The following is an 18733-nucleotide window of genomic DNA, read 5'->3' as shown; positions in this document are numbered from 1 at the left end:
CCAGAGGAGTCCCCATGTCGTGGGAGGCTGCCGGCCGCCCCGTGGCCCGCGCGCTCGCCCTGCTGATGTCCCTGTTGCTGCTCGCGGCCGCGCCGATGCTGGGGCCGGGCTCCCGGGCCTTCGCGGCGAGCGTCGCGCTGAGCGCGGACGGGTCCAGCTGGGCCGGTCCGGCCATCGACCAGTGGCGCCAGGACGTCGGGTCGCAGGGCATCCAGATCAGCTTCAACCCGGTCGGCTCGGCGGCCGGCCGCAACTCCTGGACCCTCGGGCAGAACGACTTCACCGCCTCCGACGTGCCGTTCCGCACCACGCCCGACGCCGGCGTGAACGACGCGGGCCGCCGCAACGGCCAGGGCAGCGCGGAGCAGCCGACCTACGGCTTCTCGTACGTGCCGATCACCGCCGGCGGCACCACCTTCATGTACAACCTGGTGGTCGGCGGCAAGCAGGTCCGCGACCTGCGGCTCTCGCCGCAGACCGTCGTCGACATCTTCACCAACAAGATCACCAACTGGAACGACCCGAAGATCACCGCCGACTACGGCAAGACGCTGCCCAACCTGCCGATCACCCCGGTGGTCCGCTCGGACGGCTCCGGCGCCACCGCGCAGTTCACCCGCTGGATGGAGCACACCCACAAGGACCAGTGGGACGCGTACTGCTCCTCCGTCAACGGCGTCTCCTGCGGTGACTACACCGAGTTCTTCCCGCCGTCCGGCCGGATGGTCGCCCAGAACGGCTCGGACGTCGTCGCCGGCTACATCAAGGCCTCCTCCGGCCTCGGCACCATCGGCTACGACGAGTACGCCTTCGCCAAGCGCAGCAACTGGCCGGTCGTGAAGGTGCTCAACCAGGCCGGCTACTACTCGCTGCCGACCGCCTCCAACGTCGCCGTGGCGCTCACCGCGGCGAAGATCCGCGGCGTCGACGACAACACCCCGGTGTCCGACCCGAACTACCTGCAGCAGAACCTCGACGGCGTCTACACCATGGACGACCCGCGCTCCTACCCGATCTCCAGCTACAGCTACGTGATCGTGCCGCGCTCCGGGGCCGCGCTGCCCCCGCCGCCCCGCTTCAACAACGACAAGGGCAGTGCCCTCAGCCGCTTCCTCGCCTACGTGCTGTGCGAGGGCCAGGGCGAGGCGGACGGCCTCGGCTACTCGCCGATCCCGCGCGGCCTGGTCAAGGGCGGCCTGCTGCAGACCAGGAGCATCCCCGGCAACGCCAGCCCGGTCGACCCGGACACCCTGTCCAACTGCGCCAACCCGACCTTCAACTCCACCGGTGAGCTGACCGTCCTCAAGAACGCGCCGCAGCCCAGCCCCTGCGACAAGCAGGGCGCTCCGCTGGACTGCACCGTGCAGGGCGGCCAGGCGGTCAAGACCGGCTCGGGCGCCGGCGGTTCCAGCAGCGGCGGCAGTGGCGGCGGCGCGGCCGGCGGTACCGGTGGCGGCGGCGGTACGGGTGGCACGGGCGGCGGCAGCGGCGGCGGCACGGGCCGGACCGGCAGCGGAACGAGCGGTGGTGCGGCCGGCGGCGCCGGCGGCACGGGCGGTGGCGCCGCGGGCACCGGCGGCACCGGGGACGGCGCCGCGGCGGCCGACGGCGCGGCCGGCACGGACCCGAACGCGGACGGCGCCGCACCGGGCGACCCGGGCACCGAGGACGTGGTCGACCCGCAGACCGGCCAGGTGGTCGCCCGCGGCCGCGGCGGCAGCACCGAGGTCGCGGCGAACGTGGTCGAGGTGGCCGGCAAGCCCGAGGACTGGACGCTGAGCACGCTCACCGCCCTCGAACTGCTCGCCGTGGTGCTCGTCCCGCCGCTGCTCGGCCGACGGCTGCTGCGCCGGCGCAAGTCCTCGGACGGCGCCTCGTGACCGCCCCGGTGCTGGAGAAGCCGGCCGCCCCCGCGCGGCCGGCCACGCCCGCGGGCCCGCCCGCCGCGACCCCCGCGACCGGGCCCGCCGCCGCCCCCGCGCGGCGCCGCCTCCTCCAGGGCGCCCGGGTGGCCAGCCTGCTGGCCGCGCTGGTGCTGGGCTTCGTCGGCTACCTGTTCACGCTCTCGCACGTCCAGGAACGGCACTTCCAGTCCACCGCGTACAAGACCTTCCGGGACCAGCTCGCCCGGGCCGTCGCCCCCACCGGGGCCGCCGCCGACGGCGCCCCGGTGGCCCTGCTGGACATCCCGGCGATCGGCCTGCACCAGGCCGTCGTGGTCGAGGGCACCACCGGCCGGGACCTCATGCGCGGGCCCGGCCACCGCCGGGACACCGCCCTGCCCGGCCAGGGCGGCGTCGCGGTGCTGTTCGGCCGCGGCGCCACCTTCGGCGCGCCCTTCGCCGAACTGTCCGGGCTCCGGGTCGGCGACAAGATCGAGGCCACCACCGGGCAGGGCAAGTTCACCTACACCGTCAACGTGTACGGCGACGGCGACCACCCGATCACCGACCCGGCCCGCAACCGGCTCGTCCTGGTCACCGGGGACTCGGACTGGATCCCCGGCTCGACCGTGATGGTCGGCGCCCGGCTGGACGGCGACCCCGAGCAGAACCCCGGCGGCCGGCCCAGGACCGTCCCGTACGACAAGGCGCTGGCCGCCGACAAGGGCGCGCTGGCCACGCTGCAGCTGTGGTCGCTCGGGCTGCTGGGCGCGGTGCTCGGCGCGCTCCTGCTGGCCCGGTACTGGCGGGCCTCGGCGGCCTACCTGAGCCTCGCGCCGGTGCTCGGCGCGCTGCTCTGGGCGGTCTACGAGAACGCCGCGGCCCTGCTGCCCAACCTCTACTGAAGCGCGCCCGGAAGGCCGTACCGATGACGGATGCACCGATGACCGACACCCCGACCACCGGCCTGGGCACGGCGGACGCCCCGGCGACCGACCCGGCCGCCGACACCCTCACCCTCCCGCCGCTGCCGCCGGCCCCGCACCCGGGCAGCGAGCCGCTGGCCGGGCTGGAGACCAGGGAGGTCTCCGCGTGGTTCGGCGCCCGCAAGGTGCTGGAGCGGGTCTCGCTGGCGATGCCGGCCGGCGAGGTCACCGCGCTGATCGGCCCGTCCGGCTGCGGCAAGTCCACCTACCTGCGGATCCTCAACCGGATGCACGAGATGGTGCGCGGCGCCGCGCTCGCCGGCGAGGTGCTGCTGGAGGGCGACGACGTCTACCGTCCCGGCCGGCGCCCCGCCGAGGTGCGGCGCCGGATCGGCATGGTGTTCCAGCGGCCCAACCCGTTCCCGGCGATGTCCATCCAGGACAACGTCGCCAGCGGCCTGAAGCTGGCCGGGATCAAGGTCTCCAAGGAGGAGCGCCGGGACCTGGTGGAGACCAGCCTGCGCCGCGCCGGGCTCTGGGACGAGGTCTCCACCCGGCTGCACACCCCGGGCGGCGCGCTCTCCGGCGGGCAGCAGCAACGCCTGTGCATCGCACGGTCGTTGGCGGTCTCGCCGGACATCCTGCTGATGGACGAGCCGTGCTCCGCGCTCGACCCGACCTCCACCCGGAGGGTCGAGGAGACCATCGCCGAACTGCGCGGGCGGCTCACCATCGTGATCGTCACCCACAACATGCAGCAGGCCCAGCGCGTCTCGCAGACCTGCGCCTTCTTCCTGGCCACCCACGACACCCCGGGCCGGATCGTGGAGGCCGGGCCGACCGCTCAGGTCTTCGGCAACCCGCGCGACCAGCGGACCTCCGACTACGTGAACGGCCGCTTCGGCTAGGTCCTGTTGTCCAGGGCCCGGGCGGCACGCCTTCAGGGGAGCCGCAGCAGCTCCTCCAGCACCGCCGCGACGCCGTCCTGCTCGTTGCTCACGGTGTGCAGCGGCACCGCCGCCAGCACCTGCGGGTGCGCGTTGGCGACGGCGTACGCGGTGCCGGCCCAGTCCAGCATCTCCAGGTCGTTCGGCATGTCGCCGAAGGCCACCACCTCGCTCCGGTCGATCCCGTGCCCGGCGCACCAACGGGCCAGCGTGCTGGCCTTGGTGACGCCGGGCGCGCTGATCTCCAGCAGCGGGATCGGCGCCGAGCGGGTGATCTCGGCCAGGTGCCCGGCCGCCTCCCGGGCCCGGGTGAGGAACGCGTCCGGGTCGAGGTCGGGGTGCTTGGCCAGCAGCTTGAACAGGCCCCGGACCGGCCCGCCGGCGCCCAGCAGCTTCTCCGCCGGGCCGACCGCGTGCTCCAGGTCGTCGCCCCACATCGGCACCGCGTACTCGGGCTCGCGGGCCCACCCGTCCGGGTACTCGAAGGCGAACGCGGTGCCGGGCAGCTTGGCGCGCAGCACCTCGACCACCGCCAGGGTGGTCTCCACCGGCAGCGGGAACGACTCCAGCAGCTCGCCGCGCCGCACGTCCACCACCGCGCCGCCGTTCGAGCAGATCGCCACCCCGTGGCCGCCGATGTGCGCGCTCACCTGCTGCATCCAGCGCGGCGGACGCCCGGTGACGAACACCACCTGCACCCCGGCCGCCTCCGCGGCCGCCAGGGCCGCGGCGGTGCGTTCGCTGACGGTGCCGCCGGCGCACAGCAGGGTGCCGTCCAGGTCGGTGGCGATGAGGCGGGGGGCGGTACGGGCTTCGGTCACCGGTCCATCTTCGCCCATCGGTGCCGCACCGGTCACCGGCGAGGACGGACCTCGTCGCGGACCCGCAGGACGGCGCCGCCGACCCGCCGGACCTGTGGCTTTCGGCCCCCTTTCGGCCCCCGAGGCTCCGTTTCCGGCCTATTCGCCCGCCGGCCGGGGTGTCCCCGGGGCGCGACGGGCAGGAGTGTGCACGGCCACCCCGTCGGCAGGAAGAGCCATGCCCACTCGCCAGCTCCGAGACGAGCCTCCCCCGACCATCCCGCCCGCCGCCTCCCCGGACGCCTCCCCGGACGCCTCCCCGGACGTCTCCTCGGGCGCTTCCCCGGACGCCTCCCGCGAGCCGGTCCTGCTCGGCGACGTCCTCTTCCACACCCTCGCCGAGATCGCCCGCCGCGCCCCCGAGCCCCGCCTCCCGGCCCAGCGCACCCGCCCGCACCCGTAGCTGCGGCACCGCCCGTTCGGGGCAAGGAATTTGATGCCGTCTCACCCCTGGTCGAGGCTTGTTCGATTCCCTAAACTGCACTCCCCACCCGCCGGCACCGGAGCACGTCATCGGGGCGTGCTCGGCCGCGCCGGCCAGCCCCACCAGGAGGTCTTGACATGGTCAAGCACTACTTCAAGTACGCCCTGAGCACCCTCACCGCCGCCATGTTCGCGCACATGGCCTGACCGAGTCGTCCCGGCCTGGGCCGGGGTGAGCATCCCCGGCCCAGGTTCCAGGAGGTCTCGTGTTCGGCACTGCGGTGAGTCAACTCCGGTACGGCGCATCGATCCTGCTCAACCGCAGGATCCGCCCCAAGGACCTCGGGCGGATCGCCGACGACATGGTCCGCACGCTCGCCGAGTTCGGCGAACCGGGCGCGGACTCGGCGCTGCTGCCGGGGCAGGCCGGTCAGGTCGACCCGGAGGTGCGGCGCACGGTCACCCGGCGGAGCCTGCGGGCCACCGCGCGCGCCGCCGTCCGCCACACGGCCTACTACCGGCGGACCTTCGACGACCTCGAGATCGACCCCGAGACGCTCGACACGGAGACCTGGTCGCGGGTGCCCGTCACCCCGAAGGCGGCCCTGCGCGGCCTGCCCGCCGCGTTCGTCTCCGCCGCCGCCACGCCCGCCCTGATGGCGCTGACCACCGGCACCAGCGGCACCCCGACCGCGGTCTGGTACTCCCGGGCCGAGTTGGAGACCACGATCGCCCTCAGCACCATCTCGGCGGCCCTGACCCTTGGGCTGCGCCCCCGGCACACCGTGGCCTACGCGGGCTGCTCCAGGGCCACCCTGCCACTGGTCGTCGCCGAGGAGTCCACCACCCGGGTCGGCGCCTCGTTCGTCCAGTTCGGGACGATCGACCCCGCGCTCGCCCTGGAACGCCTCGCCGCACCGCTCGGCCTGCCCGGCAAGGCCCCGCAGATCACCCACCTCACCGCCTCCGCGTCGTACCTCTCCGCGCTCGTGCAGGAGGCCGAACAGGGCGGGTGGCGGTCCGCGGACTTCGGGCTGGAGAGCATCGGGGTGGGCGGCGAGGTGCTGTCGGCCCCCCTGCGGGAGCGGGCCGAAGCGGCGTTCGGGGCACCGTTGTCCACGTCCTACCTGATGACGGAGACGCTCCCCTCGGGCGGCACGCCGTGCTCCCAGGGGCATCTGCACCACACCACCGAGTTCGGGCACCTGGAGGTGCTCGACCCGCAGACCTGGGAGCCGACCGCGCCGGGGGAGGTCGGGATGCTGGTGCACACCCCCTTCGTGCCCTACCGGGAGTGCACCCTGCTGCTGCGGTACGCCACCGGCGACCTGGTCCGGCTGCCCGTCGGCGGGACGGGGTGCGAGTGGGCGCACCTGCCGGCCACGTCCGCCGTCCTGGGCCGCTGGTCGGGGCCGCTCAGCGCCTCCGTGCCGACCAGGGACGTCCTCGACCTGGTCGAGGGGGAGCCGGACGTGCCGCTGCCGGCCAGGTACACGCTGACCGAGGAGCCGGACGGCGGTGCGCTGCTGCACCTCCTGGTCCGGGCGCTGCCCGCGGCGACACTGCGCCGCAGGCTGGAGGAGCGGGCGTCGGCGGCGGGGCTGCCGCTGGCCGGCATCGTGCTCCACGACGACCGGTCGAAACTGCCGCCGTCCAGTCCGGTCCGCGCGGACCTGCGGGAACACACCTTCGAGTCGGCCCGTCCGGTCGGCGTCCGGGCCGGGAGCGGCGCATGAACGCGATCCCCCTCATCGCCCTGAGCTGCTGCGTGGCCCTGCTGATGGCCGCGGCCGGGGGGTACCTGGTCCGCGTGCGGATGCCCAGGCCTCCGGTGGGCGTCTACACCTCCGGCGACATCGCCGTCCTGTGCGTCGGCGTCGTGCTGGCCCCGCTGCTCTACCTCGAGCTGCCGGGCGTGGTCGTCTCGGCGCTGTTCGGCCTGGTGCTCTGCCTGGCGGTGCAGTTCACCCTGGCGCCGGTCTGCTCCGGCCGCTGGGCCTGGGGCCTCGCGCTCGTGGCCGCCGGAGCCACGGCGGCGTGCAGCGGCCACCCCGTCGCGGTGCGCGCCTGCACCGACGTGATGCTCGCCGTCGCGGTGGTGGGCGTGGCCAACCTGTGGACGCAGAGCGGAATGCGATCGGCGCACGCGGCCGGCCTGGCCGCCGTCCTGTCCTGCTACGACCTGGTCGCGACCACCCTGACGCAGGTCACCGCGAACTTCGTCACCCAGGTCCAGGGAAGGCCGTTCGCCCCGATGCTCGTCCTGACGGGCGGCAGCCCGCCGGTCGCCGTGGGCCTCGGCGACCTGCTGCTCCTCGTGCTGTTCCCCCTGGTCGCCGCCAAGGCGTTCGGGCGGACGGCCGCGTTGCTGGCGGCGGTCGTCGGAGTGGTCGTGACCAGCGCGGTCAGCGCGCTGTTCGCCCTGGGCGCGCTGACGGCGGGCTTCCCCCTGCTGACCGTGCTCGGCCCCCTGATCGTGGTGCAGCACGTGGTGTGGTCGCGCCGGCTGGGCGGCGAGCGGACGACGGCCCGCTGGCGCGCCGGCACCGCGTCGCCGGCCCCACGCCCCGACCGCCTCCAGCCGGACCACGCCGTGACGTCGGCCCTGTCCCTCACCCCGCCCACCGGGCTGGCACCGGGCACCTGGATCGCGATCGCCGACGGCCGGATCCTCGGCACCGGCAACTCCCCCGGCCTCGCCCGCCGCGACGCCCGCCAGCGCGGCACGGCCACCCTCCCCGTCGTGCGCCAGCTCTGACCGGGCGTCGGCCTTCTGACGGCGGCGGCCACGGCGGCCACGGCGGCCACGGCGTTCTCGGCGTTCGTGGCTAGGGGCGATGGGGTTGGCCCGGCACGCGCCGTGCGCTGGTGAACCGCTGCCGTCGCCCGCCGGCCGCCAGTTCGCCGAGGCGCTCGCCGACGACGGAGACGCCGGGCCGGGGCTCCTGCGCGTAGTACCAGGGCTTGCGTCGGCGCAACAGTTCCTCGCCGTGCTCGCTCCAGGCGAACCCGGGTTTCCGCAGCAGCTTCCGGAACACCGAGTCGGCGGTCTCCGGGTGGGCGGCGGCCAGTCGCCGGATCGGCAGTGGCGTGATCGACTGCTCGCGCAGGTACGTGCGCAGCAGGTCCTGGTGCGGTTTGCGACCCGTGAGGGAGGGGTCGGCGAAGAGCTCCCGCAACAGCCCGTAGTCCGCGTAGAAGTTGAGCCCGTCGACCTCGTCGTAGATGACTCCGATGGTGTCCGCGTCCGCAAGGTCCCGCGGCAGCTCGAAAGCCGGAAAGTCGAGGCCCGGGAGCCGCCTGCCCCGGGCGCGGTCGGGACGCCCGGCGGCGGTGTCCTCCTGCCGGTGCCGGTAGTAGGCGTTGAGCCGTTCCTCGGTTTCGGCGGGCGGAAGGACCAGTTCGTCGCCGCCGAAGAACTCGACGAACGCGTCCCGGTCCGCCCGCATCGACTCCCATCCCTGCTCGATCTTCTCGGGGTTGCGGAAGACCAGTTCGGGGTGGCTGGTGGCCAGTTGGAGTGCGGCCCGGGCGATCTCGGTGGCGCTGGACCTGGGGTAGAACGACATCGCCCCGGAGATCAGCCACGTCCCGTCGGCCGAGAAGACCGGCACCAGGCAGGCGTGGAGGAACCCTCCCTTCGTCACTCCCCGGAAAGCAGCCCGTCCGGCGTTCGAGTACGTGCGGTACTCCAGGTCGTCGATCAGGTTCAGCAGGACGAGGGCATCCCCGTCCTTGCGGCGGATCTCGAAGATCCCCTCGACCGGGTCCCGCCAGCCGAGCAGCATCTCCCGGTCGATCCCGTCCAGGTCCCGCCGCCCACCGACGAACCGGTCCACCACCGTCGAACCGTCCGGCAGGCGGAAGCGCAGGATGAAGTGGTCGGTGATCCGGACCGCCTCACCCTCGTCCAGCAGCCGTTCGGGCCCGGCCGCCTCCAGCAGCAGGGGAGTCAACCACCGGTCGAAGCGCGCACTCTGCGCGAAGGCGACCAGCTCCCCCTTCAACTCGGCACAGCGCTCGATCAGGTCGGTGAGCGAGCGCTCGCCGTGATCCGCGCCTCGAACGGCGATCGCCATGTCCTGCTCTCCCCACAAGCCGGTTCCGAAGTAGTGATGTGCGAGTTGCTCGGCTCTCGCCGTGGGCATCGACGGTGGCCCTCATCCAGCACGGCCAAAAGCTCGGCCCGCCCGGCCCGCTGCACCCATGGCGCCACGGTAGCGGTCGTGAGGGCGCCGTCGCCGAGGGTCGCTCGAAACCTCACCTGCCGGAGTGAACACGCAGGGTCGACGGCACGCGTCTGGGTACCGTGATCCCGGCAACAAGAAGGCCGACCGAGTGGGCCGAGCCGGGCGTCGGCGCGACGCCCGACGGAACGGAGTTCGTGGTCACCCAGGGCCGAGACGGCTGAGCGTCGCCGCTAGTCCGCCAACGGCCCGTCGGCCGCCGGCGGACTGGTTGCTTCGCGTGGGTCGGCGGCGCGAACCACGGGAAGCGAATCCTTGATCAGGCCAGCTGGGCGAGGCCCTCGGTGGCGATCCTCTCGAAGACGGCGAGGTCGTTCTCGAAGATCGAGTCCGGGACGGGCCAGTGGATCACCAACTCGGTGATGCCCAGGTCGCGGTAGGTGCCGGCCCAGTCCACGAAGGCGTCCAGCGACTGCAGAGGCTTCTCGGCGGTCGAGCCCTGGAGCAGCACCTTCTCCAGCTCGCCGGCGTCCCGGCCCCGTGCCTCGCAGGCGGCCGTCAGCTTCGCGATCTGCGCGGCGATCACGCCGGGCGCCTGCTCGACCGGCACGTCCGCGGGGCCCTTCGGGTCGCCGTACGTCACCCAGCCCTGCCCGTACTCGGCCGCCAGCCGCAGCCCGCGCGGCCCGGTCGCGGCGACGTAGAACGGCACCCGGGGGGTCTGCACGCAGCCGGGGACGTTCCGCGCCTCGACCGCCGAGTAGTACGTGCCCTCGCGCGTCGTGGCGTCGGTGCGCAGCAGCTCGTCCAGCAGCGGCAGGAACTCGCCGAAGCGGTCCGCCCGCTCCTTCGGCGACCACGCCTCCTGCCCCATCGCCGTCGCGTCGAAGCCGGTACCGCCGGCGCCGATGCCCAGTGTGACCCGCCCGCCGGACACGTCGTCCAGCGTGATCAGCTCCTTCGCCAGTGTCACGGGGTGGCGGAAGTTCGGCGATGTCACGAGCGTCCCGAGCCGCAGGCGCTCGGTCGCGGTGGCCGCCGCGGTCAGTGTCGGGATCGATCCGAACCACGGCTCGTCGCGGAGCGACCGCCACGACAGGTGGTCATAGGTGTACGCGGCATGGAACCCGAGCTCCTCGGCCCGCCGCCAGATCTTCTGCCCCTCGCTCCACCGGTGGATGGGGAGGATCACGGTACTCAAGCGCATGCCCTCGACCCTACGCGTGTGCTCCGGCAGGTGAGGTTGCGAGCAACCCGCAGTGACGACACATGCGTAGCCGCTAGCGTAGTGCCATGGGTGCATTGGGCAGGACCGAGCTTGAGGCCATGATCGATGAGGCCACCGTCGACGCCTACGGCGAGGACGAGCAGCTGACCGGTCTGTTCACCATGCTGGAGGAGAACCTCGCGGTGCCGTTCGGCACGACGGTTCTCGGAGTGGAGGTGACTGTGCGCGGCGTCGACCTCACTCAGGATGGCCGGATCGTCGCACTGTGCTTTCGCGGCCGTGTTCGACAGGAGATCGGGATCCTGGAGCTGCCGATGCCGACACCTGCCCCGGACGGCGCCGAGTGGATCGAGGCTTACCGCCACTGGACCGGCTGACGCCAAGCAGCTCACACATCACTTCGGAACTCACCTGCAGAGAAAGCAGGACATGGCGATCGCCGTTCGGGATACGGATCACGGCGAGTGCTCGCTCACCGATCTCATCGAGCGCAGTGCCGAGTTGAAGGGGGAGTCGGTCGCCTTCGCGCAGAGCGCGCGCTTCGATCGGTGGTTGACTCCCGCCCTTCTGGAGGCGGCGGGCCCTGAGCGGCGGCTGGACGAGGGCGCGGCGCGTCTCGGCGGCCTCATCCGGGTGAAATGCTGGCGAGCCTGATGCCCGTACGGGACGATGAAGTAGCGTCGGATTGTCGTCTGGAGCCAAGGAGGTGCCGCATGTCGTACGAGCCCAAACTGGCTGCCGCGTTGTCCGGTGCGACTCTGCGGCAGCTGTCGCACTGGCGGCGGGCCACCGGCGAGCGCGGCGCTGTCCTGGTGCCGGAGATCTCGACGTCTCGTCCGATCCTCTACTCCTTTCGCGACGTGGTCGCTCTCCGAGTCTGTGTCCGTCTTCGCGAGGAGGCATCCCTCCAGAAGATCAGGCGGGCGCTGAGCACGTTGCGCGAGGGCCTCGACGAAGGGGAACACCTCTCGGCCTACCGGCTGGTCGCGGGCGGTGACACGATCTACCTGGCAGACCCGGACCACGCAGTGGACCTTGTGCGGAGCAAGGGCAATGTCGTCATTCACGACATGGTGGACGTGCTTGCGCCTTTCTACCGTGGTGGTCGGCGAATCCCGGACCTCCTTGAACCCCGGCCGCACGTGTCTATTGACCCTGCTGTGCGAGGCGGCGAGCCGGTCGTCGAGGGGACACGTATCCCGGCGACAGAGGTTGCTGCTCTCCTACGGGACGGCGTGCCACCTGAGCAGATCGGCGACTACTACCCGGGCGTCACAGCAGAGGCAGCGCGCGACGCAGCGGACTTCGCCGACTATGTCGACAGTTACGAGGATGCGGAAATCCGGCAGGCAGCGTCTTGAAGCTGCTGCTCGACGAGAATGTGCCGCTTCCCATGGCACGGATCGTGCGGCTGCTCCTGAAGCACCACGTTGTCGAGCACGTGGCCGAACTCAGCGGGTGGGCGGGAACCAGGGACGTCGACCTCTATGCGCGTGCGGCAGCGGACGGCTTTCAGATCGTTGTCACGAATGACACGAAGCAACTGAGCCGTCCACTCGAGGTAGTCGCCATCGCCGAGTCGGGCCTGCATCGCATCGAGTACCGCCAGAATCACAAGCACGGCGGGTTGGTGGGTCTCGGTGCAGCTATCGCCACCGTGTGCGCCGGCCTGCCCCATGCCTTGGCTGAACTCGACCAGGCAGACAGTCAGCGCCTGATCTCGCTGAATGCGGTCGACCCGTCCCAGCAGAGCCGCTTGCGGATCGTGGATCCTGCCAGCGCCCCGCCCAAGTTCTGGCCCGCCGACTCACAGGGGTAGTGGCATCAGGGGCTGAACCAGCGGAACATCGCAGGTCAGCGTGTGATGCATGAAGAAGGATTGACTGATGTCACGGCGTCCCGAGCCGCAGGCGCTCGGTCGCGGTGGCCGCCGCGGTCAGTGTCGGGATCGATCCGAACCACGGCTCGTCGCGGAACGACCGCCACGACAGGTGGTCATAGGTGTACGCGGCATGGAACCCGAGCTCCTCGGCCCGCCGCCAGATCTTCTGCCCCTCGGCCCATCGGTGGATGGGCAGGATCACGGTGCTCAGTCGCATGGTGTCGACCCTATGGGTCGGAACGGCCGCGTGGTCTTCGCGTCTCCCGGCCGGGTCGTCGAGGGCCGTCGACCCGGAGAGCATCGGAAGCGGCCGGTACCGCGGGCACGGCGACTCCGGTGGCGTTTCCGAGTCGGACCTCGCGCCGGATTCCCCGTTGCCGGCCTCGCACGGGCGACGAGGACGTCCTGACCCTGAGGGGGAGGTGCTCCGCCCCTTAGGGGAGATCCTCCGCGGCGTCATACCGCAGCAGCAGACGGGCTCGTCATTCCAGCTCATAGCCCTTGGCGCGTAGGCCCGTTACGTTGAGCAGGTGTCCACTGCTGTCATCAAGACGGACGGCCTCACCAAGAGGTTCCCCCGGGTCACCGCCCTCGACCAGCTCACCGTCGAGGTGCGGCCCGGGGTGGTCGGGCTGGTCGGGGCCAACGGGGCGGGCAAGTCCACCCTCATCAAGATCCTGCTCGGCCTCGCCCCGGCGACGTCCGGCCGCGGCGAGGTCCTCGGCCTGGACGTCGCCACCCGGGGCCCGGAGATCCGCGAACGGGTCGGCTACATGCCCGAACACGACTGCCTGCCACCCGACGTGTCGGCGACCGAGTTCGTGGTGCACATGGCGCGGATGGCGGGGCTGCCGGCCACCGCCGCCCGTGAGCGCACCGCGGACACCCTGCGGCACGTCGGCCTGTACGAGGAGCGGTACCGGCCGATGGGCGGGTACTCGACCGGCATGAAGCAGCGGGTCAAGCTCGCCCAGGCGCTGGTGCACGACCCGAAGCTGGTGCTGCTGGACGAGCCGACCAACGGCCTCGACCCGGCCGGCCGGGACGAGATGCTGGGCCTGATCCGCCGGGTGCACACCGACTTCGGGATCTCGGTGCTGGTCACCACCCACCTGCTCGGCGAGCTGGAGCGCACCTGCGACCACCTGGTCGTGATCGACGGCGGCAAGCTGCTGCGCTCCTCCTCCACCGCCTCCTTCACCGAGGCGACGGCCGTCCTGGCGGTCGAGGTGACGGACCACCCGCAGGACGCCGTCCCGGAGCCGGGCGACGCCGTCCGCGAACGGCTGGCCGCCGCCGGGCTGTCCGTCCAGCCGGAGGGCTCGCACCTGCTGCTGGTCCGGCTGGCCGGCGACGACACCTACGACACCATCCGCGACACCGTCGCCGGCCTGGGTCTCGGCCTGGTCCGGCTGGAGCAGCGCCGCCACCGGGTCGCCGAACTCTTCACCGACGAGAACAGGGGAGGGACGGACGATGTCGCTGCCTCCTGACACCAGGTCCGCCGACACCGGCGTCATCCACGACATCGGCTACCGCGGCTACACCGGGCCCCGGCTCGGTCGGGCCTACGCCACCCGCTCGCTGTTCACCCAGAGCCTGCGCGCCGCGTACGGGCTCGGGCGCTCCGGCAAGTCCAAGGTGCTGCCGATGCTGGTGCTCGGCGTGGTCACGATGCCGGCCGTGGTCATGGTGGCGATCGCGCTCGCCACCAGCGCGAAGGAGCTGCCGCTGGACTACCCGCGGTACCTGTCCTCGTTCGTGCTGGTCGTGTCGATCTTCCTGGCCTCGCAGGCGCCGGTGCTGTTCTCCCGGGATCTCCGGCACCACACCGTCCCGCTGTACTTCTCCCGCCCGATCACCCGCGCCGACTACGTCCGGGCCAAGTTCGCCGCCATGGTCAGCGCCCAGTTCCTGCTGATGGCGGCGCCGTTGCTGGTCCTCTACATCGGGGCGCTGCTCGGCGGGCTGGACTTCGGGCACAACACCGGGCACTTCCTGTCCGGCCTGGTCGCCGCCCTGCTGTACTCCCTGGTGCCGACCTCGGTGGCGCTGGTGGTCGCCGCCGCGACCCCGCGCCGCGGCTTCGGGGTGGCCGGGATCATGGGCTACCTGGCGATCAGCACGGCCGTGGTGGCGATCCTGACCCGGATCGGCACCGCCACCGAGCTCACCGTCCCGGACTCCGCCCAGTGGATCGCGCTGCTGTCGCCGAACGACCTGGTGGAGAGCCTGACCAACCAGCTCTTCGACGTCGGCGGGATGGACGGCCGGATGCACGCGCCCGGCGGGCTCGGCGTGGTCGTCTTCACCGCCGCCGTCCTCGCGATGGTGTCCGGCTCGTACGGGCTGCTGCTGCGCCGCTACCGCAGCGTCTGATGAACCGAGGAGTTTGAGAGGCGTCATGGCCACCATCACCATCGACAAGGTCTCCCGCTGGTTCGGGAACGTGGTCGCCGTCAACGACATCAGTATGACGATCGGCCCAGGTATCACCGGCCTGCTCGGTCCGAACGGCGCGGGCAAGTCGACCCTCATCCACATGATGAGCGGCTTCCTCTCGCCCTCCAGCGGGGCGGTCACCCTGGACGGCGCGCCGATCTGGCGCAACCAGCAGGTGTACCGGCAGATCGGCCTGGTCCCGGAGCGGGAGTCGATGTACGACTACCTGACCGGCTGGGAGTTCGTGCTCGCCAACGCCGAACTGCACGGTCTCGCCGACCCGGGCGCCGCCGCCCGGCGCGCCCTGGACCTGGTGGAGATGGCCTACGCCAAGGACCGCCGCACCGGGACGTACTCCAAGGGCATGAAGCAGCGGGTCAAGATGGCCTCCGCGCTGGTCCACGACCCGGCCGTGCTGCTGCTCGACGAGCCGTTCAACGGCATGGACCCGCGCCAGCGGCTCCAGCTGATGGAGCTGCTGCGCCGGTTCGGCGCGGACGGCCGGACGGTGCTGTTCTCCTCCCACATCCTGGAGGAGGTCGAGCAACTGGCCCGGCACATCGAGGTCGTGGTGGCCGGCCGGCACGCCGCCTCGGGCGACTTCCGGAAGATCCGCCGGCTGATGACCGACCGGCCGCACCGCTACCTGGTCCGCTCCAGCGACGACCGTCGGCTGGCCGCCGCGCTGATCGCCGACGGCTCCACGACCGGTGTCGAGGTGGACGCGCGGGAACGGGCGCTGCGGATCGAGGCGGTGAACTTCCAGGGCTTCACCACCCTGCTGCCCCGGGTCGCCCGCGAGGCGGACATCCGGCTGTACACCGTCTCGCCGGCGGACGAGTCGCTGGAGAGCGTCTTCTCCTACCTGGTGTCCGCGTGAGGCCGGGCATCCGCGTGAGGCCCGGCGTCCGCGCGAGGCCCGGCGTCCGCGCGAGGCCCGGCGTCCGAGCCACCGAACTCCCGTACCGGACCCAGGAAAGGGCCGACCGACCATGAACCCGACCGTCGCCAGGCTGACCCTGCGCGGCCTGCTGGGCCGCCGCCGCGGCCTCCTGCTGCTGGTGGTCCCCGCCCTGCTGCTGGTCATCTCGGCCGTCGCGAGCGGCACCGCCAGCGGGAACGAGCACGACCTCACCGTCAAGATCCTCGGGCAGCTCGGCCTCGGCACCCTGGTGCCGATCCTCGGCCTGGTCGTCGGCACCGGCGTGATCGCCACCGAGATCGACGACGGCTCGATCGTCTACCTGCTGGCCAAGCCGCTGCCGCGGTGGAAGATCGTCACCACCAAGCTGGTCGTCGCGATCGGCACCACCTGGGTGTTCGCCGCCCTCCCGACGCTGCTCTGCGGCCTGCTGCTGATCGGCACCAGGGACGGCATCGCGCTCGGCTACACCGTGGCCGTGCTGGTCGCCGGGGCGGCGTACAGCGCGCTGTTCCTGCTGCTCGGCGTGGTCACCCGGCACGCGGTGGTGGCCGGACTGGGGTACGCGCTGGTCTGGGAGTCGCTGATCGGCAACTTCGTGTCGGGCGCCCGGACGCTGAGCGTCCAGCAGTGGGGCCGGTCGGTGGCCGAGGCGGTCGCCGGGGACGCCGCGATCGGCGCCGACGTCTCGCTCGGGGTGGCCGTCCCGCTGCTGCTGGCGGTCACCGTGGCGGCGACGGTGCTGGCCTCGGTGAAGCTGGCCGGACTGACCCTGGCCGCCGAGGAGTAGCCGGACGGGGCCGACCCGGGGCAGTCGGGGTCGGCCCGAGCGGAGGTGCTAGCCGAGCGTCCGGTTGCGGCCCGCGCCCCAGCCGGCCGCGCCGACCACGGTGGCCAGCACCAGCATCAGCACCAGGGTGGCCGTCCAGCCGCCGGTGAGCTGGTGCAGCGCGCCGGCGCCGACCGGGCCCGCCGCCGCGACCAGGTAGCCGACCGCCTGCGACATCCCGCCCAGCTGGGCGGCGCCGGCCGCGCTGCCGGTGCGCAGCACGATGAAGGCCAGGCCCAGGCCCAGCGAACCGCCCTGGGCGACGCCCAGGATGGTCGCCGACACCCAGGCGCCGGACACCGGCGCGATCAGCAGCAGGGCGATGCCGAGGCCGTTCAGCCCGGCCATGACCACCGCCAGCCCGCGCTGGCGGGTCATCCGGCCGGCCAGCAGCGGCACCAGGAAGGCGCCCGCGACCTGCACCAGGTTGGAGAAGGCGAAGACCAGACCGGCCTCGCCGCGGTCCATGCCGTGGTCGGCCAGGATGGTCGGCATCCAGGCGACCAGGGTGTACACCAGCAGCGACGAGATGCCCATGAAGAGGCTGATCTGCCAGGCCATCGGCGAGCGCCAGATGCCCTCGATCGGCTTCTCGGCCACACGACCGGCCACACGACCGGCCGCAGGACCGGCAGGGGCCGCTGCCCCGGACGCCGCCGCCCCGGACGCCGCCGCCCGCTCCTGCCGGGAGCGCAGCACCTGCGGCAGCCAGGCCACCGCGGCGATCAGCGCGAGCAGCGACCAGGTGCCCAGCGAGGCCTGCCAGCCGCCGCCGAGGGCGTGCTCCAGCGGCACCGACAGACCGGCCGCCAGGGTCGCGCCGACCAGCATGGTGGTCGAGTAGACGCCGGTCATCGCCGCCGCCCGGTCCGGGAACTCCCGCTTCACCAGGCCCGGCATCGACACGTTCAGCACCGCGATGGCCACGCCGATCACCACGCAGCCCGCGTACAGCGCCGCCACCGAGGGCAGCACCCGCAGCAGCACGCCCGCGCCCAGCACCAGGACCGCGCCCAGCACCACCCGTTCGGTGCCGAACCGCCGGGTCAGCCGGGGCGTGAGCGGGGCGCCGACGCCCTGGAACAGCACCGGCACGGTGGTGATCAGTCCGCTCGCGGTGGCGGAGAGTCCGAAGGTCCGCTGGATCTCGCCGACCATCGGCGACACCGCCGCCAGGCAGGCGCGCATGTTCAGCGCGACCAGCAGGATGCCGGTCAGCAGCAGCGCGGGGTGGGCCAGCCGGGTGCGGACGGGAAGCGGGAGGGACGTGGTGGCAACCGGCTGCTGGGCACGGGTGACGGCCATGGGTGTGCTGTTCTTTCGTGAATGTGCGAGAGGGCGCGGAGGACGGAAGGGAGGCGGGTGCCTACGTCACTTCCGGGCCGCGATGGCCGCGAGGAGCTGCTCGACGGCCGCGGTCGGCTCGGCGAGCAGCGCACGACACGCGGCCTCGGCACGGTCCGGGTCGCCGCTCTCGATCGCGTCGACCAGCGCCGCGTGGGTGGCCACGGCCACCTCGGGCATGTCGTGGTCGCCGAAGGCCGAGGTCATCGACTCGCGCACGGAGGCACCGAAGTAGCGGTAGACCTCGGTGAGCGCCGGGTTGTGCGCGGCCTCGACGATGGCGGTGTGGAACTCCAGGTCGTGCTCGACGGTGGCCTCGCGGTCGGTCCGCTCGGCGTGCGAGGCGATCACCTCGGCCTCGCGGGCCAGCGCGGCCCGCATCCGCTCGACGTCCTCGCGGGTGTGCCGCAGCGCGGCCAGTCGGGCGGCCTCGGTCTCCAGCGCGGCCCGGACCTCCAGGACGTCCCGGATGCCCGAGCGCTGGACGCCGCGCAGGACGGCGGCCGGGTCGCTGGTGGAGCGGACGAACGTCCCCTCGCCCTGGCGGGAGACCAGCATGCCGGCGTGCACCAGCACCCGGATCGCCTCCCGGACGGTGTTCCGGCCGACCTGGAGCCGCTCGGCGAGTTCGTGCTCGGTGGGGATCTGCGATCCCACCGGCCAGACGCCGCCGGCCAGTTGTTCGCGCAGCTGGTCGATCGCGGTGTCCACCAGGGAGCGCCGTCCGGCCGCCTGGAGGCTGTTGCCGTCGTTGGTCATGCCGGTACTCCCTTCGTTGTCGGTCACCGCGCCGCTGGTCAACGCCGGTCATCGGTCATCCTACAACCGCTTGCCCGGTCATCCTACAACTGGAGGTGAAC

At 72.5% G+C, this 18733-nt stretch carries 19 protein-coding genes and 1 pseudogene; 14 read left to right on the top strand and 6 right to left on the bottom strand.

Features of this window, described 5'->3' with window-relative positions; all coding sequences use genetic code 11:
- Window positions 1-14: 14 nt before the first annotated feature.
- The 3 genes from AC07AL_RS13245 to AC07AL_RS13235 are packed head-to-tail and all read left to right on the top strand — an operon-like array spanning window position 15 to window position 3717.
- On the top strand, window positions 15-1880 hold the full coding sequence (locus AC07AL_RS13245) for a substrate-binding domain-containing protein (protein ID WP_363581520.1): 1866 nt from the start codon (window positions 15-17) through the stop codon (window positions 1878-1880).
- Entirely contained in the window at window positions 1877-2788 is a 912-nt protein-coding gene (locus AC07AL_RS13240; protein ID WP_400985461.1) for a class E sortase, read from the top strand. Before AC07AL_RS13245 ends, AC07AL_RS13240 begins: the two co-directional genes overlap by 4 nt.
- 38 nt (window positions 2789-2826) lie before the next feature.
- Window positions 2827-3717, top strand: a complete 891-nt coding sequence (locus tag AC07AL_RS13235) for a phosphate ABC transporter ATP-binding protein (RefSeq protein ID WP_400985460.1) — start codon at window positions 2827-2829, stop codon at window positions 3715-3717.
- Between the two features lie 32 nt (window positions 3718-3749).
- On the opposite strand, the gene AC07AL_RS13230 is transcribed toward AC07AL_RS13235, so the two are convergent.
- On the bottom strand, window positions 3750-4595 hold the full coding sequence (locus AC07AL_RS13230) for an HAD family hydrolase (RefSeq protein WP_363581514.1): 846 nt from the start codon (window positions 4593-4595) through the stop codon (window positions 3750-3752).
- 199 nt (window positions 4596-4794) lie between these two features.
- Here AC07AL_RS13230 and AC07AL_RS13225 point away from each other — a divergent pair, with 199 nt between their 5' ends.
- The 3 genes from AC07AL_RS13225 (at window position 4795) to AC07AL_RS13215 (ending at window position 7797) form a co-directional block, all read left to right on the top strand.
- Window positions 4795-5019, top strand: a complete 225-nt coding sequence (locus AC07AL_RS13225; RefSeq protein WP_400985459.1) for a hypothetical protein — start codon at window positions 4795-4797, stop codon at window positions 5017-5019.
- A gap of 286 nt (window positions 5020-5305) precedes the next feature.
- The gene (locus AC07AL_RS13220) at window positions 5306-6775 is read left to right on the top strand and encodes a phenylacetate--CoA ligase family protein (RefSeq protein ID WP_400804428.1); all 1470 of its coding nucleotides are present in this window, start codon (window positions 5306-5308) and stop codon (window positions 6773-6775) included.
- A complete protein-coding gene (locus AC07AL_RS13215) occupies window positions 6772-7797 on the top strand; it encodes a hypothetical protein (RefSeq protein ID WP_363581508.1) in 1026 nt (341 codons plus the stop codon). Before AC07AL_RS13220 ends, AC07AL_RS13215 begins: the two co-directional genes overlap by 4 nt.
- Before the next feature lie 70 nt (window positions 7798-7867).
- Here the strand turns inward: AC07AL_RS13215 and AC07AL_RS13210 are convergent, their stop codons facing one another.
- Entirely contained in the window at window positions 7868-9118 is a 1251-nt protein-coding gene (locus AC07AL_RS13210) for a hypothetical protein (protein WP_363581506.1), read from the bottom strand.
- 427 nt (window positions 9119-9545) lie between these two features.
- Complete coding sequence (locus tag AC07AL_RS13205; RefSeq protein WP_400985457.1) at window positions 9546-10433, bottom strand: LLM class flavin-dependent oxidoreductase; 888 nt, start codon at window positions 10431-10433, stop codon at window positions 9546-9548.
- An 86-nt stretch (window positions 10434-10519) separates the two neighbouring features.
- Here AC07AL_RS13205 and AC07AL_RS13200 point away from each other — a divergent pair, with 86 nt between their 5' ends.
- Genes AC07AL_RS13200 through AC07AL_RS13185 form a run of 4 tightly spaced genes read left to right on the top strand, consistent with a single transcriptional unit; the run spans window position 10520 to window position 12273 of the window.
- Window positions 10520-10831 (top strand): hypothetical protein, encoded by a 312-nt coding sequence (locus AC07AL_RS13200; RefSeq protein WP_363581502.1) that lies wholly within the window; start codon window positions 10520-10522, stop codon window positions 10829-10831.
- 52 nt (window positions 10832-10883) lie between these two features.
- Window positions 10884-11108 (top strand): hypothetical protein, encoded by a 225-nt coding sequence (locus AC07AL_RS13195; protein ID WP_363581500.1) that lies wholly within the window; start codon window positions 10884-10886, stop codon window positions 11106-11108.
- A 59-nt stretch (window positions 11109-11167) separates the two neighbouring features.
- Window positions 11168-11815 (top strand): DUF433 domain-containing protein, encoded by a 648-nt coding sequence (locus tag AC07AL_RS13190; RefSeq protein ID WP_363581498.1) that lies wholly within the window; start codon window positions 11168-11170, stop codon window positions 11813-11815.
- Window positions 11812-12273 carry a DUF5615 family PIN-like protein gene (locus tag AC07AL_RS13185; RefSeq protein ID WP_363581496.1) on the top strand — a complete coding sequence of 154 codons (462 nt, stop codon included), beginning with the start codon at window positions 11812-11814 and terminating at the stop codon, window positions 12271-12273. The genes AC07AL_RS13190 and AC07AL_RS13185 overlap by 4 nt, the downstream gene beginning before the upstream one ends.
- Window positions 12274-12349: 76 nt before the next feature.
- On the opposite strand, the pseudogene AC07AL_RS13180 reads toward AC07AL_RS13185, so the two are convergent.
- Window positions 12350-12553: pseudogene (locus AC07AL_RS13180) on the bottom strand (LLM class flavin-dependent oxidoreductase); the annotation flags it as partial.
- A 313-nt stretch (window positions 12554-12866) separates the two neighbouring features.
- Here AC07AL_RS13180 and AC07AL_RS13175 point away from each other — a divergent pair.
- The 4 genes from AC07AL_RS13175 (at window position 12867) to AC07AL_RS13160 (ending at window position 16490) form a co-directional block, all read left to right on the top strand.
- Window positions 12867-13829 carry an ABC transporter ATP-binding protein gene (locus tag AC07AL_RS13175; protein WP_363581494.1) on the top strand — a complete coding sequence of 321 codons (963 nt, stop codon included), beginning with the start codon at window positions 12867-12869 and terminating at the stop codon, window positions 13827-13829.
- Window positions 13813-14715, top strand: a complete 903-nt coding sequence (locus AC07AL_RS13170; protein ID WP_363581492.1) for an ABC transporter permease — start codon at window positions 13813-13815, stop codon at window positions 14713-14715. Before AC07AL_RS13175 ends, AC07AL_RS13170 begins: the two co-directional genes overlap by 17 nt.
- Window positions 14716-14740: 25 nt before the next feature.
- Window positions 14741-15658, top strand: coding sequence for an ABC transporter ATP-binding protein (locus AC07AL_RS13165; protein ID WP_363621121.1), 918 nt, complete (start codon window positions 14741-14743; stop codon window positions 15656-15658).
- A gap of 112 nt (window positions 15659-15770) precedes the next feature.
- A complete protein-coding gene (locus AC07AL_RS13160; RefSeq protein WP_063348377.1) occupies window positions 15771-16490 on the top strand; it encodes an ABC transporter permease in 720 nt (239 codons plus the stop codon).
- 48 nt (window positions 16491-16538) lie between these two features.
- Here AC07AL_RS13160 and AC07AL_RS13155 read toward each other — a convergent pair whose 3' ends face one another.
- Both AC07AL_RS13155 and AC07AL_RS13150 read right to left on the bottom strand, forming a co-directional pair.
- Window positions 16539-17834 (bottom strand): CynX/NimT family MFS transporter, encoded by a 1296-nt coding sequence (locus AC07AL_RS13155; RefSeq protein ID WP_400804442.1) that lies wholly within the window; start codon window positions 17832-17834, stop codon window positions 16539-16541.
- Window positions 17835-17900: 66 nt separating this feature from the next.
- Window positions 17901-18632 carry a FadR/GntR family transcriptional regulator gene (locus AC07AL_RS13150; protein WP_063351236.1) on the bottom strand — a complete coding sequence of 244 codons (732 nt, stop codon included), beginning with the start codon at window positions 18630-18632 and terminating at the stop codon, window positions 17901-17903.
- Window positions 18633-18733: the final 101 nt, after the last annotated feature.

The sequence above is a fragment of the Kitasatospora sp. NPDC043949 genome, from assembly GCF_056435365.1.
This window is presented reverse-complemented; position numbering and strand designations above follow the sequence as displayed.

Excerpts from the sequence above, each read along its gene's own strand:
- AC07AL_RS13245 (WP_363581520.1), top strand. The coding sequence starts at position 15 with ATGTCGTGGGAGGCTGCCGGCCGCCCCGTGGCCCGCGCGCTCGCCCTG.
- AC07AL_RS13235 (WP_400985460.1), top strand. The coding sequence starts at position 2,827 with ATGACCGACACCCCGACCACCGGCCTGGGCACGGCGGACGCCCCGGCG.
- AC07AL_RS13230 (WP_363581514.1), bottom strand. The coding sequence starts at position 4,595 with ATGGGCGAAGATGGACCGGTGACCGAAGCCCGTACCGCCCCCCGCCTC.
- AC07AL_RS13225 (WP_400985459.1), top strand. The coding sequence starts at position 4,795 with ATGCCCACTCGCCAGCTCCGAGACGAGCCTCCCCCGACCATCCCGCCC.
- AC07AL_RS13215 (WP_363581508.1), top strand. The coding sequence starts at position 6,772 with ATGAACGCGATCCCCCTCATCGCCCTGAGCTGCTGCGTGGCCCTGCTG.
- AC07AL_RS13210 (WP_363581506.1), bottom strand. The coding sequence starts at position 9,118 with ATGGCGATCGCCGTTCGAGGCGCGGATCACGGCGAGCGCTCGCTCACC.
- AC07AL_RS13205 (WP_400985457.1), bottom strand. The coding sequence starts at position 10,433 with ATGCGCTTGAGTACCGTGATCCTCCCCATCCACCGGTGGAGCGAGGGG.
- AC07AL_RS13200 (WP_363581502.1), top strand. The coding sequence starts at position 10,520 with ATGGGTGCATTGGGCAGGACCGAGCTTGAGGCCATGATCGATGAGGCC.
- AC07AL_RS13195 (WP_363581500.1), top strand. The coding sequence starts at position 10,884 with ATGGCGATCGCCGTTCGGGATACGGATCACGGCGAGTGCTCGCTCACC.
- AC07AL_RS13190 (WP_363581498.1), top strand. The coding sequence starts at position 11,168 with ATGTCGTACGAGCCCAAACTGGCTGCCGCGTTGTCCGGTGCGACTCTG.
- AC07AL_RS13170 (WP_363581492.1), top strand. The coding sequence starts at position 13,813 with ATGTCGCTGCCTCCTGACACCAGGTCCGCCGACACCGGCGTCATCCAC.
- AC07AL_RS13165 (WP_363621121.1), top strand. The coding sequence starts at position 14,741 with ATGGCCACCATCACCATCGACAAGGTCTCCCGCTGGTTCGGGAACGTG.
- AC07AL_RS13160 (WP_063348377.1), top strand. The coding sequence starts at position 15,771 with ATGAACCCGACCGTCGCCAGGCTGACCCTGCGCGGCCTGCTGGGCCGC.
- AC07AL_RS13155 (WP_400804442.1), bottom strand. The coding sequence starts at position 17,834 with ATGGCCGTCACCCGTGCCCAGCAGCCGGTTGCCACCACGTCCCTCCCG.
- AC07AL_RS13150 (WP_063351236.1), bottom strand. The coding sequence starts at position 18,632 with ATGACCAACGACGGCAACAGCCTCCAGGCGGCCGGACGGCGCTCCCTG.